The organism is Dawidia soli, assembly GCF_018598185.1.
In the GTDB taxonomy this organism is placed as follows: domain Bacteria; phylum Bacteroidota; class Bacteroidia; order Cytophagales; family Cyclobacteriaceae; genus Ohtaekwangia; species Ohtaekwangia soli.
In genome coordinates this window covers 15,681-30,253 of sequence record NZ_JAHESC010000007.1, presented here as the reverse complement: position 1 = coordinate 30,253, position 14,573 = coordinate 15,681, and the positions used below count along the sequence as shown (strand labels likewise).

Here is a 14,573-nt window from a genome sequence, read left to right as displayed (position 1 = left end):
TTTTTTCTCTTACTTCTATTTCTGCAGCGTCTTCACATACTTGGCGATCTTCCAGCGGTCTTCAACGCTTATTTGCGAAGCGTGCGACCACATCAGGCCTTTACCCATGGTGATCACGTGGAAGATGTGGCCTTCGCTGATGCTCTTCAACGCATCAGACTTGTAGTTCGGAACGCCCGCATATTTGTCGGCTACCTTACCGTTGCCTTCGCCTTTCGGGCCGTGGCAGTGGTCGCAGTACGTTTCGTACAGCACTTTGCCTTCGCCTACGATCGCCGCGGTAGAGTCCAGCGGGTTCTTCAGCGTAGCGGCGGCAAACGCCAGGCTGTCCTTGCCCAGGCGGTACGGTAACCAGCCGTGCTTGTTGCGGGGCACGGTGTTCGGCGGCAGCTCGCGCATGTTCATGCGATGCTTACCGTTCAATTTATTGGAGTTGAAGAACTCGGCGTGACCGTCGGGATATTCGATCGACGTTACCCAACGTCCGGCGTCTTCATCAACGATCTGGCTATAGGGCTCATAGGCTACTGAGTGATACATGTTGGGGGCATATTCCGTACCCTGGTTATCACCACCTGCTCCGCATGAAGCCAGAAGCATGGCGGCCGACATTCCCACAAACAAGTTTTTTACAAAACGCATGGTTAGTATACTATGATTATTCAAAATTCTTTTCGTTCACTTCAGAAGCGCCGGCCTCGCGCAGGATGCGGGCGATCTCGTCTTTGCTCTTGCCGCTGTTCAGCGCCAGGTCGATCGCCATCACGTGTTTGTCGTCCGTGCTGCGGATGTCGAACTGCCGGGGCCATTTGTACGGCTTCATATCGCTTACGATCAGGAAGGTCGCCACCATGCCGAGGGCCGACAGCAGTACCGTCAATTCGAACGTAACCGGGATAAAAGGCGGCAGGGACGCGTAGTTCTTACCACCGATGATCATCGGCCAGTCATAACCCAGCATCCAGATCTGCATGGTAAGGGCCAGGGTCGTACCGGTCAGGCCGAACAGGAACGCCGCGCGCGGCAGGCGCGAACGCTTCAGGCCGAGGGCATCGTCAATGCCGTGTACCGGGAACGGCGAAAATACTTCGTGTATCTTCAGCCCGCTCGTGCGTACCTTCTTAATGCCGTCCAGCAGGACCACCTCGTCGTTGAATACGCCTACTAAAAAGTTCTTATCTGCATTCATTTTCTACTAGATCATTTAAGGCTTAATGCGATACTTTTTCAGAGTCAGTTTTCACGATGCTCTTCACTTCGGCCATGTTGATGACCGGGAAGAACTTGGCGAACAGCAGGAACGCGGTGAAGAACAGACCGAAGGTGAACAGGTACTCACCGATGTCGTACTTGGTCGGGTGGAAGTATGTCCAGCTCGACGGCACGTAGTCGCGGTGCAGCGAGGTCACGATGATCACGAAACGCTCGAACCACATACCGATGTTTACGACGATCGACAGTACGAATGTCGCCACAATGCTGGTACGGATCTTCTTGATCCAGAACAGCTGCGGAGAGATCACGTTACACGTCATCATCGACCAGTATGACCAGGCGTAAGGGCCTTGTACACGGTTGTAGAAAGCATATCCTTCGTATTCAACGCCTGAGTACCAGGAGATGAACAGCTCGGTGATATACGCGATACCCACCACGGAACCCGTTACGATGATGATGATGTTCATCAGCTCGATGTGGTAGATGGTGATGTAGTCTTCAAGTTTGAATACCACGCGGGTGATGAGCAGCAGTGTCAATACCATCGCGAAGCCCGAGAAGATCGCACCCGCAACGAAGTACGGCGGGAAGATCGTGGTGTGCCAGCCGGGAATAACCGACGTCGCAAAGTCCATCGATACGATCGTGTGAACGGAAAGTACGAGCGGCGTAGAGAGACCCGCCAGGATCAGGGCTACAGCTTCGTAGCGCATCCAGGTCTTGGCTCCACCCTGCCAGCCGAAGCTCATCGCATTGTAGATCTGCGCGCGGAGCATGCTGCCTTGTGCGACAGCACGGTCGCGGATGGTGGCAAAGTCAGGGATCAGACCGATATACCAGAATACGAGTGATACCGTGAAGTAGGTCGAGATCGCGAACACGTCCCACAACAGCGGCGAGTTGAAGTTCGCCCACAGGGAACCGAATGCGTTCGGCAGCGGCAGTGCCCAGTAGAATCCCAGCCAGAGACGGCCCATGTGGATCAACGGGAAGGTAGCGGCGCAAATTACGGCAAAGATCGTCATCGCTTCCGCGGCACGGTTGATGGACATTCTCCACTTCTGACGGAACAGCAGGAGGATCGCGGAGATCAGCGTACCGGCGTGACCGATACCTACCCACCACACGAAGTTGGTGATGTCCCAGGCCCAACCTACCGTCTTATTCAGACCCCACACGCCGATACCGTTCCAGAGTACGGTGCATACACAGTAAAGTCCATAGGCCAGTACCACGAGGGAAATCGCGAGCGCCAGCCACCACGAGCGTGGCGGCTTGTTTTCTACGTGCCGGGAGATATCGTGCGATACATCTCCTACGGTTTTCCCGCCGGTTACCAGGGGGTCGCGAACTGATGAAAAAACTTGCATTTATCTAAAAATTTTTCCGTTTTCTTTTACTCTCTCTTATGTTGTCGTTACCCGAACGATTACGCTTTCGCGCTGTCTTTATTCCGTACTTTCGTCAGGTACCAGATGTTCGGCTTCACGCCGATCTCTTCGATCACACGGTACGCGCGCGGGTTGTCGGCAACCTTGTCCATCTTGTAAGGGTGCTTGGGATCTTGCGGACGGATCTTGAGAAGTTTCGAGATCCGGCTTTCCGGGTTGTTCAAGTCACCGAAGACGATCGCGCCGGTCGAGCAGGCTGCGGCACACGCGGTGTCGACATCGCCGTCTTTCAGCTTGCGTTTCTCTCTCTTGGCGTTCAGTTTACCCCCCTGGATGCGCTGCACGCAGAACGAGCACTTCTCCATCACACCGCGTGAACGTACCGTCACGTCGGGGTTGAGGACCATCTTGCCGAGGTCGGTGTTCATCGCCGGGTTCGATACCTCGAACTGTTTGTTGTCGTGATATTTGAACCAGTTGAAGCGACGTACTTTATAGGGACAGTTGTTTGCGCAATAGCGGGTACCGATACAACGGTTGTAGGTCATTTGGTTCAGACCTTCGGTGCTGTGCGTCGTCGCAGCCACCGGACATACCGTTTCGCAAGGCGCGTTGTTACAATGCTGGCAAAGCATCGGCTGGAATACCACTTCCGGGTTTTCCGCGGCCACTTCCACACCCGCCCAATCATCGGCAGGAGCATCGCTGCTGTAGTAGCGGTCGATCCGCAGCCAGTGCATTTCACGACGGTTGATCACCTCTTCGCGACCTACCAGCGATACGTTATTTTCTACGTTACAGGCTACCACGCAAGCAGCGCAACCTGTACAGGTGTTCAGGTCGATGGACATCGCCCAGTGGTGGTCTTTGTATTCGTGACCTTTCCACATGTTCAGCTCATCGGGCTTGGCTTTGTGGTCGTCTTTCATCCAGGTAGCAACCGACGGTTGGAACTCACGCTCCCAGTGCTTGTCCTTGAACGACTCCAGGATGGTTTCCTGTACGACCGTCTCACGGCCCATGTACGTGTTGTGCGTCTGGGTCTGTGCGATCTGATAGGTTTCGGTGGTAGCTTCGAACTTCACGTCCACGGCGTTGTAGCTCAACGAGCCGTTCACCATGGTTACCATCGGGTATACGTTCTCACCGATGTTGTCGGCTACTTTGCCCGCCTTGGTACGACCGTATCCCACCGGAATACCGATGGTGCCGGGCGTCTGGCCGGGTTGTACCAGCAACGGCAGCTTCACGGTCTTGCCGTTTGCCGTGATGGTATAGTATTTGGTAATGCTTTCAGAGAAGTCAATGCCGCTCGCGTCTTTCGGCGATACGGTTACGTAGTGATCCCAGGTAGCCTTGGTGATCGGGTCGGGAAGCTCTTGCAGCAGCGGGTTGTTGGCTTGTGAGCCGTTGCCGATGTTGCCGCTTTCGTAGAGCACAAGCTCCCACTGGCTGGTCTTGTAGTTGCTGGCGATAGCCGATGCTGCTGCCGATACGTTGCCGCCAAAGGTCGGCGTCGTGGCCATCAGCGTAGTGGGTTTCTCAAACACGCCGTCGTACAGGCATTTATCCCAGAAGCTCTGGAAATCCAGCGTCTGGCCGGTATAGAACCAGTTCTTCCAGTTATTTTTTACTACTTCGAAATAATCAACATTCGTCTCGCCGCTCCAGATCAGGAAGCTTTCCTGTGCAGCACGCGACTTGAAGATCGGCGTGATGGCCGGCTGGCCCAGGCTGTAATGACCGGGTTTGGGCTCGGCATCGTTCCATGCTTCCAGGAAGTGGTGGTCGGGTGCCAGGTAGTTGGTCAACGTGCCGGTTTCGTCTTCCTTGTAGGCTGTCGCGACCGAAAGCGCCAGCGCTTTCAGGGCCGCTGCGATCTTCTCGCCGCTCGGATGATCGTATACCGGGTTACAATTATAGAAGATGACGACATCGATCTTGCCGCCTTCCAGTTCATTTACAAAGTTGGCCATGGCCAGGTCGTCACCTTGACGATAGTTCACCGGCAGCGCGGTGTTGATCGTCGTGCCGTAGCTGCCCAGGATGTCGTTGATCGCGTTTACGATCACCTGGATAGCCTTGTCGTTAGAACCGGCTACCACCAGCGCCGCGCCGCGGTTTGCCCACAGCTCTTCGGCGGCTTTGCCCAGGTTCGGTTTGTCTACACCCCCCGTTACCGTCGGGCGGCCGGCCTTTGCGGCGAGCAGGTTGTACAGTTGCGTCACGACAGCACCTTCTTCCGAAGGCTTGATCTGCACGCGGTAGTCGGCGTTCGCACCGGTGATCGACATGATCGACTCGAACTGGTAGTGACGTGACATTTCACGCTTGGTTTCCGTCACCTCGCGCGTCAGGGCATATTGTTTGGTGAATTCGATCGGCGATACCCAGCTGCCAATGAAGTCAGCGGCTACCCCTACGATCACTTTTGCTTTGCTAAAATCGTAAGAAGGAATGATCGCGGCACCGAAAGACTCTTCGTTCGCTTTCACAATACCGAAGGCCGAAGTCTGGTCATACTGTACTACTTGCGTAGTAGGGTATGTTGCCTTGAACTTCTCGATGGCAGCCTTGGTGCTGGGGCTGATGATGGTATTGCTCACAATGCGGATCTGACCACCTTGTGCGGCAATGCTTTTCAGCTTTGCAATAACTTGTTTATCAAGGTCTTCCCAGCTGATCTTGTCTTTACCGATCTTGGGGCCGCGCAGGCGGGCGTTATCATATAAAGAGAGTACGGAGGCCTCTACCTGTGCGCTTGTACCCCCTTGGGTCACAGATGACAGCGCGTTGCCATCGATCTTGATCGGGCGGCCCTCGCGGGTTTTCACCACGATGCTGGCGTAGTCACCACCGTTAATATAGGTAGATGCGTAGTAGTTCGGAACGCTGGGGTCCAGATCTACGGGTTTATTGATATACGGGATCGCCTTGCGGATCGGAGCCTCACACGCGGCCAACGCTACAGCAGACATACCGAAACCCATCATCTTCAGGAAATCCCGGCGCGAGTGGCCCGGATCTTCCTCCGGCTCAGGGCCCGGAGCAAATTCGTTATGAGCGTGCTTTACAAACTCAGGATGGTTCGCTAACTGCTCAATGCCTTTCCAATATATCTTCTTAGACTCTTCCATAGATCGTTTATCGCGAATCGTTGATCGTAATTGTTCCTTATATTATTAATAGTGACACTTCGAGCACTCCAGGCCACCAATGTCTTCCACTTTCATAGGCGTCTTCTTCGATTGACTGTGGAGCTCGACCAGGTTGTCGTAATACGCATTGCCTTTGGAATTGACGTCTGTCTTCCGGTGGCAATCGATACACCAGCCCATGGTCAGTAAGGAATGCTGACGAACAACATCCATGGTTTCAATCGGTCCGTGGCAGGTCTGACATTCCACACCGCCTACGCTTACGTGTTGTGAGTGATTGAAGTACGCCAGATCGGGCAGGTTGTGGATCCGGATCCACTCGATCGGCTTCTTCGTTTCCCATGCCTTGACAATCTTGGCGATCTCGCCTTCGCCGGTAGTGGCGCCGGACTTCACCTGATTGTGGCAGTTCATACAGATGTTCACCGTAGGGATCGTGGCACTCTTGCCTTTGGTCACGCCTACGTGGCAATATTTACAGTCGATCTCTAATTGACCGGCGTGGATCTTGTGCGAGAAGGCGATCGGTTGCTTGGGTGCGTAGCCGATCTGCACACCGATCGAAAACAGGTTGTTGATCACCGCCTTGAAGCCTAAGCCAGCCACCAGGAACACCACGACAAAGATGAAACCGCTGCTACGGGTGATCGATCCGACCGTGATCGTCGAGGAAACGACTTCTTTATCTTCTTCTGAAAGTTGCTTGTCGTCGAGGAAACGCTTCAGCGCGGAAACCAGGAAGCCCAACACCACGAGCAGTAGTATCAGGATGACGATCATACCGATCAGGATGACGTTGAGGTATTCCGAAGGAAGCGATGCGCCCGTCGCCGCAGTAGCACCACCTGCAGGTTCAACACCGGGTGTCGGCGTCGGAGTCGCCGGTTTGTCGGTCTCCGCTTTTACATACGCCAGGATGTTCATGATGTCCTCGTCCTTGAAAGACGAGAAAGCAGTCATCTGCGTTTTGTTGTATTCGTTGTACAGCTTGTTTGCGTACTCGTCTCCGCTGGCGATAACCTTCGAAGAGTTCTTTACAAACGCTTTGATCCAGTCGATGGAAGGTGCACGATCGTGCACACCGGCCAATGCTGGACCAACCAATTTTTGATGTACGCGGTGGCAAGCCTTACAGTTCGCATTAAACAACGACTCCCCTGCGCTGATCGCGGCAGGTTCAGTAGAAATACTTTGAGCGTTTGTGGAGAAGGTGAGTAATGCGAAAACGACGACTAAGGTGAACTTGCAAGCGGAGGCAGTAAATTTTTTAATCATGTTAGGTTCAGTGTCCGTTTTCAAAACAAGCGGCACAAATCTACTATCGGAACTCATTTTTTCAAATTTATTTGAATCGTTGCGCAATAAATGCCATCGAAAATCTTACCTCAAATGATGATTTTTCGCAGCTTTTATTAACGCGTGCGAAGGTATAAACGGAATGAATAGGAGGACCTAAAAAAGTGCAATTTAGAATCATTATGAATTGATATAACGGAGCCTCAATATCCCTCAACGGTGTTCAAACAAGCGGCTTTTTGCCGGCGAATATTACACTTTAAACTGCTTGGACCATCCCTCTTCGATACCCAGTCCAAACAGCGCAAAGTCATATTTGACGGGGTCTGCAGCGTCGAAGGCCCGCAGATGCGTGGTCAGCTCCAGCGCTGTCTCCCAGTCGGTTTGCTTCCGGCTGATCAACTTCAACCGACGCGCCGTGCGGTCTACGTGCAGGTCGCACGGACACACCAGTTGTGCCGGGGTGAGCCGCTTCCACACACCGAAGTCCACCCCCTTGTTATCCTGACGAACCATCCACCGAAGGTACATCACCAAACGTTTGCAGGTAGACTTGCGCACCGGGGCCGGTATGTGTTTGCGCGTGCGGCGCGGCGCATCTTCCAGGCTGAAGAAGATCTCCTGAAACTGGTTCAACCCCTGCTCCACCGTCTCGGCGCCCGGCACATAAAAAGCATCCTCCAGCGAGCTGTGCTGTTGATAATACCAGCGCAGGGCCTCCACAAAATAAAGTGTATCCGTGCCGTTGAATGTGCGGTGTTTAAAATCCATGAGCGGTCGAAGATCCTTCTCGCGATGGTGCAGGATAAACTGGTGCGGATCGTCGTCCATCATGCTCATCAGCTGACGGCATTTGTTGATGATCGTCACGCGCTGGCCCCACGCCAGCACCGCGGCGAAGAGGCCGGCGATCTCGATGTCCTGCTTGCGTCGAAAGCTATGCGGGATCGACACCGGGTCGTTGTCGATAAACCCCGGGTGGTTGTACTGGTCTACCTTCTCATTCAGGAAATCCCGTACGGCCTCCCATTTCTTACCGTGCACGTGCTTGCGCGATCTCATAACATTCAAAGCTTCCGGCGCAAGATTAAAGAAAGAAACCACACCCGCCAAAAGTTGTATCTTGCTCCGCTACTAACCGCTGTTATGAATCGAATTATACGCATTGTCCTCTTGTCCTTGCTCGTCATCCTCCTGGGCGTCGTCGGCTACCTGGCCATTACATTCCCGCCGGTAATGACCGGCATGGCCGCCAAAACCATGTGCTCGTGTGTATTCGTCACCGGCCGTACCCCCGAGAGCGTGGTGCAGCAGGAGCTCCAGGTGTTTCCGGGGTTGGCCTCCATTCCCCTGGACATCAACCATACCGACTCCACCGTGTCGGCTTCATTGCTCGGCCGTACGGCCAGGGCGATCTTCCGCAAAGGCCTGGGCTGCACGTTGCTGGCGGAACGTCCGGAAGCTGACGTGCGCCGTCAGCCCGTCAGGCTGCCCGCGCCCCCACCCTTCGACCCCGACACCGTTGACTGGCCCACCGGTAACCGTATACGCCGCGACACGCTGCCGGCCCATATAGACTACGCTGCCGTCAAGCAAGCCGTAGACGATGCCTTTGCCGATGCCGATCCCGCCGAACCGGTCTTTACCCACGCCGTGGTGGTGGTGTACAACAACGAGCTCATCGCCGAAAAATATGCCGACGGCTATGACCTCAACAGCCGGTGCATGGGGTGGTCCATGACAAAAAGCATAACCAATGCGTTGGTGGGCATTCTCGTGAAAGAAGGACAGATCGGTACCGAAGACCCCGCGCCGGTGGCCGAGTGGCAGCACGACGACCGGAAAAACATTACCGTCAACAACCTGCTGCAAGCCAGCAGCGGCCTCGCCTGGTCGGAGACCTATTTTAACCCCACGGCCGACTTCCACAGCATGTTCATCAAGAGCGATGACAAAGCCGCCTACGCGGCAAGCCGACCGCTGAAGCATGAACCCGGTACCGTCTTTCAATACTCCAGCGGCACCACCAACATCCTCTCGCGCATCATCCGCGAGAAGACCGGAGATGGGTATTACGCCTTTCCCTACGAAAAGCTGTTCTACCCGATCGGGATGCACACGGCGATCATCGAGCCCGACGCCTCGGGCACCTTCGTGGCATCATCGTATTCATATGCCAGCGCACGCGACTGGGCCCGCCTGGGGATGTTATACCTCAACGATGGTGTATGGGAAAGCCGACGCATTCTGCCGGCGGGTTGGGTCAAATATTCCATCACGCCCAACGGTACCGCTCCCAGACAGGAGTACGGTGCGCAGATCTGGCTGAACCGCGGCGCGGCGAACGATTCGACAAACGTAAAATATCCGGGGCTGCCCAATGAAGCGATCCTGTTCGACGGCTTCGAAGAAAACACCGTGCTGATCATTCCGTCTAAAAAGCTGGTGATCGTGCGGCTGGGGGTGACCCACAACCGGAACTTCAGTCTGCCCGCGCTGGCAAGCGCCGTAATGAAAGCCGTGCCGTAGCTCAGCCGGCGTCCACGGCGTACCGGATGCCGGCCACGCGCCGGATGGCGTCCAGTGTCTCCAGCAACGCAAGGCTATCCGCATGCGTCATGACGGGGCTCTCGGTCAGTCCCTGCCGCAGGCACTGGTTGACGTGGCGTGCCTCAAACTGGTAACCATAACCTGTCTCGCGGTGTACTTCCACGGGCTTCGGATCTTCTTTGCCCATCGCCAATTCCACCGTACTGACGGCATTGTGAAAGCGGTTCTTTAACAACAGCCGTCCTTCCGTGCCGGCAATGACAGCCTCCACCGGCGTTTCGGCCACGAACGTACTGGACAGCGAGGCCAAAGCGCCGTTGGCAAACTTCAGCGACATCACACACTGCTCGTCCACCCCCGTGTCATGCAACCGCGCCATAGCCTGAATGGCCACCGGCTTTCCCAGGATCGCCTGCGCGAGAAACACCGGGTAGATACCGATGTCGAGCAGCGAGCCTCCACCCAGGGCGGGATCGTATAACCGTGAGGCCACCGGCGGCTGCGGCCGAAAACCAAAGGCAGCCTGGATCCATTGTATCTCCCCCAACACGCCGCTGTCGACGATCTCCAGCACCCGGGTATACTGCGGCAGGAACCGGGTCCAGAACGCTTCCATCAAAAAGACACCTTGTGCCCGTGCATAGTCGATCATGCGTTGGGCTTGCGCGCGGTTCAAGGCAAAGGCCTTCTCGCAGAGCACGGCCTTGCGGTGTTGCAGGCAGAGCATCGTATGTTCATAATGAAACCCGTGCGGGGTGGCAATATAGATCGCGTCCACTGCCGGGCTGGACGCCAGCGCTTCGTAGGTGCTATGGATGTCGGTGGCACCATAGGTCTGCGCAAAGGTATGGGCGCGTGCTTCGTCGCGGGCCGCCACGGCCACGAGCACGGCGTCGTCTACAAGCTTCAGGTCGTTGGCAAACTTATGGGCGATCTTGCCACAGCCGAGAATGCCCCACCGGATTTTTTCCCGGGCAATTTTCTTTTCTTCCATTGGATGTTTCGTTGTAAATTAGGAATATTCACGCTATGGCGAAAAGCGGAGTACACTTTCACTTCAAACACTTCTCTGTACGGCACGACGTAGCCGCGATGAAGGTCGGGACCGACGGCGTATTGCTCGGTGCGTGGGCCGCGATCGATGCCGCGCGCTATATACTCGACATCGGCACCGGCTCGGGCGTGATCGCACTCATGCTGGCACAACGCTCGGCGCCCGACGTCGTCATCGATGCGATCGAGCTCGAAGCCACCGAGGCCGAGCTGGCCCGCGAAAATGTAGACTCCTCGCCGTGGCCCGCCAAGGTGAACGTCTATACTTCGGCCATCCAGGACTTCCGGCCCGGTATGAAATACGATGCGATCGTATCCAACCCGCCGTACTTCATGCAAAGCCAGGAGTCGCCCGACGCGCGGCGCACACAATCGCGTCACACCGTCACACTCTCCTACCCGCAGCTGTTAGACGCCGTCGGGGACCTGCTCACGGAGGACGGAACCTTTCACACCATTCTGCCCTATACCGAAGGACTGCAGTTCATCACCCTGGCCGCAGCCCGCGGACTGCGGTGCAGCCGGCAGTGGAGCTTCCGCACACGCCGCGAGAAGCCCATCGAACGATGGCTGCTGGAGTTCTCGCGGGCAACATCCGGCGCCGAACCCGAGACCGGCGAGATTTTGCTCTACGATCAGGGAACGGATTGGTCCGATTATTACCGTAAACTCACAAAAGAGTTCTATCTTAATGCTTAGTCAGCAAGACCTGACACCTGAAAAATAAGGTAATGGAGAAAATTATAGGTTGATTTTCAAGGTGTTATAAAATAATATTTAGATGTTTAAACATCTAAATACCTATTTGCGTTATAGGGACAACACCATAAAAACATAATACCATATGAAAAAAGTAAGCACCTTATTGGTCGCTGTAGCCTTCGCCGGCACTGCATTCGCGCAAACCACCTGGAACATTGACAAACCTCACTCAAAAGTAGGTTTTAGCGTAGCCCACTTAGTCGTATCGGAAGTCGAAGGTAACTTCAAGGAATTTGAAGGTAAGGTCGTGAGCAAGGCCGCCGACTTCAACGGCGCTGATGTAGAGTTCACGGCAAAGGTCTCCTCGATCAACACCGACGACGAAAAACGTGACGGCCACCTGATGTCGGACGATTTCTTCAATGCAGAGAAATATCCCGAGATCAAATTCAAAGGCAACCTGGTGAAGCAAGGCGCCAAGTATGTGCTGAAAGGCAACCTGACCATCCGCGACGTGACCAAGCCCGTAACCCTGGATGTGGTATACGGTGGCACGGCAAAAGCCTTTGGCGGCGAGAAGGCCGGCTTTAAAGTGAACGGCAAGATCAACCGCCAGGATTACAACCTGAAGTGGAGCAAAACCACTGAAGCGGGTGGCCTGGTCGTTGGCGACGAAGTCGAGATCATCGGCAAGCTTGAATTGAACAAAGCGGCGTAAGCTGTTTATAAAAAACTTGCAGGACGCCGGTACGCGTATGAAATTGCCGGTAGAAGGAAAAGCCGGCGTCCTGCAGCTCTTCCTTTTTTTAAGTACACTATCCCACTTGACTATGAAAATCGAAGAAGAGATCATCCAGCCCAAGTTTCGGAACTACCATCAGAAGGCGGTCATCAATCTGATCTTCACGTCCAACTGGATCGGTAACCTTCAGCAACAATTCCTGAAACCCTTCGGCATCACCATTCAACAGTTTAACATCCTGCGCATTCTGCGCGGACAACATCCCAGGAGCATCTCGGCGTCGGCCATTAAGATGCGCATGATGGATAAGAATTCGGATGTGTCGCGGCTGCTCGACCGCCTCGAAGCAAAAGAGCTGGTGGAACGCAAGATATGCCCCTCCGATAAACGCGCGGCCGACGTGCTCATTACCGATAAAGGCCTGGGCCTGCTGGCAGACGTAGACAAAGACCAGCAAGCCTTTGACCACGTCATTGCGTTGTCTGACGATGAGGCGCAACTGCTGAGCGACCTGCTCGACAAGTGCCGCGGCTAGCTCAGATCTTTGCCAGCTCGGCTTTTACAAAGTCCATCAGCTCGCGGATGTACGCGCGGCTGAAGTCGAACTTGATGCCGGCGGCGGCATAGATCTCCGGGATCGGGCGCATATAGCCCAGCTTCAATGCACGCTGGTAGCCTTCGAGGCCTTTGGCCGGATTCTGGCGGAAGTTTCTCCACACGGCAATTGCCCCCAACTGAGCCATACCGTACTCGATGTAATAGAACGGCACTTCGTACAGGTGCAGCTGCTTCTGCCACAGGTAATCCTTGATCGTTTCCAGGCCTCGCCAATCGGTTGCAGTATCTGAAAATTCGTCTACGATCTTATTCCAGCAGCGCTTGCGCTCTTCGTGGGTATGCTTGGCGTGCTCGTACAACCAGTGTTGGAACCGGTCGATCGTCGCCACCCAGGGCAGTGTTTCAATGATGTCTTCCAGGTGCTCGCGCTTGGCGCGCCGGAGCGTGTCGGCATCGGTAAAGAAGATATCCCAATGATCCATCGAGATCAGCTCCATGGACATCGACGCCAGCTCGGCCACCTCTGAAGGAGTCGATTTAAAATCGTTCAGCTCCAGGTCGCGCGTCAGGAAGTTGTGTATGGCGTGCCCCCCTTCGTGCATGATCGTCACCATGTCGCGCAGCGTCGACGTTGCATTCATAAAGATGAATGGCACGCCGATCTCTGCCAGCGGATAGTTGTAGCCACCCGGTGCTTTACCTTTGCGCGACTCCAGGTCGAGGTGCCCCATCGACCGCATGATCTCCAGGCACTGGCCCAGGAACGGGTCCAGGCGGCGAAAGGCTTCAATGGTCTTTTCCGTCAGCTCGGTACCATTGTCAAACGGCTTTAACGCCTCGCGCCCTTCCGGATCAACGGCTTTATCCCACGGCCGAAGCGTATCCACGCCCAACGCACGCTTACGCTCCAGCGCAAACTCGTTCAGCAAGGGCACGACTTCGCCCTGTATGGCTTCATGAAAATCAAAACAATCCTTGGGAGTATAATCAAAACGCCCCAGGGATTTGAACATATAGTCGCGGTAGTTGGAAAAGCCCGCGTTGAGCGACACTTCATGGCGCAGCTTCACCAGGCGGGTGAACAGGTCGTCCAGCACCTCCTTATCTTGCAAACGGCGTTCGCTGATCTTGCGATAGACCTCCTCGCGTTTCTTGCGGTCGGTCGACATCAGCAGTACCGATGCCTGGGGCAAGGTGATCTCGGCCCCCTCCCACTGAATGGTCATGGCACCGGAGATCTGGGCATATTTTTGTGTCTCGGTGGCAATCTCCGTATACAGCGGCACGTTCTCGTCGCGGAAGAGCTCGATCTCCTTTTTTAACGTGCGGATGAGGATGTCATACCCCTCTTCTTTTGCCAGCGTATCCAGGAACGGCGAAGCAGCGGCCTTTTTGTTCAGCTGATCCGACACGGGCGCCATGCGCGGCTGGATCTGCTCAATAAACTCCTGATACGCACTGCGATAGGCCTCATTCTCCGTATAACACGTCATGCGGATGTACCGCCAGGCCAGATCTTCCGACACGATTGCCTCCAGCTCGCTGCGGTCTTTGAACCACTGGCGGAGGGCCTCCGCCGAATCCAGAGGCTTGGCCAGCAACGTATCAAAATACGGCTTCAGCGCGTCCCAGGTACTGATCGTAAAGTTTTCGGGTAAAAAGCGACGGGCAGGTCGCTGCGGTATCGTTATGTCGGGCATGTGCGTTCTTGGGTAGTATGACAAGCCAAAAATACACAGCAGACCAATGCCATGAAACAGGAAAAATTGAGGCTTCCGGGGAGATTACCCGTATCAAAACCCTATCATACCCGTATCAAAGCCCTATCATACCCGTATCAAAGCCCTACATTACCCGTACCAAAGCCGTACTTATTACCCCTTCAGGGAGTCAAAGGCACGGTAA

Annotated in this window: 12 protein-coding genes; 4 read left to right on the top strand and 8 right to left on the bottom strand. The window is 54.9% G+C overall.

The window, feature by feature from the left end; translation table 11 throughout:
- Positions 1–15 precede the first annotated feature (15 nt).
- From KK078_RS06655 to KK078_RS06630, 6 genes are all read right to left on the bottom strand, one after another.
- Positions 16–642 carry a c-type cytochrome gene (locus tag KK078_RS06655; protein WP_254089470.1) on the bottom strand — a complete coding sequence of 209 codons (627 nt, stop codon included), beginning with the start codon at positions 640–642 and terminating at the stop codon, positions 16–18.
- A gap of 16 nt (positions 643–658) precedes the next feature.
- Positions 659–1,189, bottom strand: a complete 531-nt coding sequence (locus KK078_RS06650) for a DUF3341 domain-containing protein (RefSeq protein ID WP_254089469.1) — start codon at positions 1,187–1,189, stop codon at positions 659–661.
- 22 nt (positions 1,190–1,211) lie between these two features.
- Entirely contained in the window at positions 1,212–2,588 is a 1,377-nt protein-coding gene (nrfD, locus tag KK078_RS06645; protein WP_254089468.1) for an NrfD/PsrC family molybdoenzyme membrane anchor subunit, read from the bottom strand.
- A gap of 59 nt (positions 2,589–2,647) precedes the next feature.
- Entirely contained in the window at positions 2,648–5,746 is a 3,099-nt protein-coding gene (locus KK078_RS06640; RefSeq protein WP_254089467.1) for a TAT-variant-translocated molybdopterin oxidoreductase, read from the bottom strand.
- Positions 5,747–5,791: 45 nt separating this feature from the next.
- A complete protein-coding gene (locus tag KK078_RS06635) occupies positions 5,792–7,042 on the bottom strand; it encodes a c-type cytochrome (RefSeq protein WP_262898612.1) in 1,251 nt (416 codons plus the stop codon).
- A gap of 273 nt (positions 7,043–7,315) precedes the next feature.
- Complete coding sequence (locus KK078_RS06630; RefSeq protein WP_254089466.1) at positions 7,316–8,125, bottom strand: TIGR02757 family protein; 810 nt, start codon at positions 8,123–8,125, stop codon at positions 7,316–7,318.
- An 84-nt stretch (positions 8,126–8,209) separates the two neighbouring features.
- On the opposite strand from KK078_RS06630, the gene KK078_RS06625 reads away from it, so the two are divergent.
- Positions 8,210–9,592 carry a serine hydrolase domain-containing protein gene (locus KK078_RS06625; RefSeq protein WP_254089465.1) on the top strand — a complete coding sequence of 461 codons (1,383 nt, stop codon included), beginning with the start codon at positions 8,210–8,212 and terminating at the stop codon, positions 9,590–9,592.
- A 1-nt stretch (position 9,593) separates the two neighbouring features.
- Here the strand turns inward: KK078_RS06625 and KK078_RS06620 are convergent, their stop codons facing one another.
- Positions 9,594–10,607, bottom strand: coding sequence for a Gfo/Idh/MocA family protein (locus tag KK078_RS06620; RefSeq protein WP_254089464.1), 1,014 nt, complete (start codon positions 10,605–10,607; stop codon positions 9,594–9,596).
- Between the two features lie 35 nt (positions 10,608–10,642).
- On the opposite strand from KK078_RS06620, the gene KK078_RS06615 reads away from it, so the two are divergent.
- The 3 genes from KK078_RS06615 (at position 10,643) to KK078_RS06605 (ending at position 12,645) form a co-directional block, all read left to right on the top strand.
- Complete coding sequence (locus KK078_RS06615) at positions 10,643–11,365, top strand: tRNA1(Val) (adenine(37)-N6)-methyltransferase (RefSeq protein ID WP_254089463.1); 723 nt, start codon at positions 10,643–10,645, stop codon at positions 11,363–11,365.
- A gap of 145 nt (positions 11,366–11,510) precedes the next feature.
- Positions 11,511–12,086: a YceI family protein gene (locus tag KK078_RS06610; protein ID WP_254089462.1), complete on the top strand. Its 576-nt coding sequence runs from the start codon at positions 11,511–11,513 to the stop codon at positions 12,084–12,086.
- A 112-nt stretch (positions 12,087–12,198) separates the two neighbouring features.
- On the top strand, positions 12,199–12,645 hold the full coding sequence (locus KK078_RS06605; RefSeq protein ID WP_254089461.1) for a MarR family winged helix-turn-helix transcriptional regulator: 447 nt from the start codon (positions 12,199–12,201) through the stop codon (positions 12,643–12,645).
- 1 nt (position 12,646) lies between these two features.
- Here KK078_RS06605 and KK078_RS06600 read toward each other — a convergent pair whose 3' ends face one another.
- Positions 12,647–14,368, bottom strand: coding sequence for a M3 family oligoendopeptidase (locus KK078_RS06600; protein ID WP_254089460.1), 1,722 nt, complete (start codon positions 14,366–14,368; stop codon positions 12,647–12,649).
- Between the last annotated feature and the right edge of the window lie 205 nt (positions 14,369–14,573).

Coding starts and splice junctions, on each gene's coding strand:
- KK078_RS06655 (WP_254089470.1), bottom strand. CDS start 642: ATGCGTTTTGTAAAAAACTTGTTTGTGGGAATGTCGGCCGCCATGCTT.
- KK078_RS06650 (WP_254089469.1), bottom strand. CDS start 1,189: ATGAATGCAGATAAGAACTTTTTAGTAGGCGTATTCAACGACGAGGTG.
- nrfD (WP_254089468.1), bottom strand. CDS start 2,588: ATGCAAGTTTTTTCATCAGTTCGCGACCCCCTGGTAACCGGCGGGAAA.
- KK078_RS06640 (WP_254089467.1), bottom strand. CDS start 5,746: ATGGAAGAGTCTAAGAAGATATATTGGAAAGGCATTGAGCAGTTAGCG.
- KK078_RS06635 (WP_262898612.1), bottom strand. CDS start 7,042: ATGATTAAAAAATTTACTGCCTCCGCTTGCAAGTTCACCTTAGTCGTC.
- KK078_RS06630 (WP_254089466.1), bottom strand. CDS start 8,125: ATGAGATCGCGCAAGCACGTGCACGGTAAGAAATGGGAGGCCGTACGG.
- KK078_RS06625 (WP_254089465.1), top strand. CDS start 8,210: ATGAATCGAATTATACGCATTGTCCTCTTGTCCTTGCTCGTCATCCTC.
- KK078_RS06620 (WP_254089464.1), bottom strand. CDS start 10,607: ATGGAAGAAAAGAAAATTGCCCGGGAAAAAATCCGGTGGGGCATTCTC.
- KK078_RS06615 (WP_254089463.1), top strand. CDS start 10,643: ATGGCGAAAAGCGGAGTACACTTTCACTTCAAACACTTCTCTGTACGG.
- KK078_RS06610 (WP_254089462.1), top strand. CDS start 11,511: ATGAAAAAAGTAAGCACCTTATTGGTCGCTGTAGCCTTCGCCGGCACT.
- KK078_RS06605 (WP_254089461.1), top strand. CDS start 12,199: ATGAAAATCGAAGAAGAGATCATCCAGCCCAAGTTTCGGAACTACCAT.
- KK078_RS06600 (WP_254089460.1), bottom strand. CDS start 14,368: ATGCCCGACATAACGATACCGCAGCGACCTGCCCGTCGCTTTTTACCC.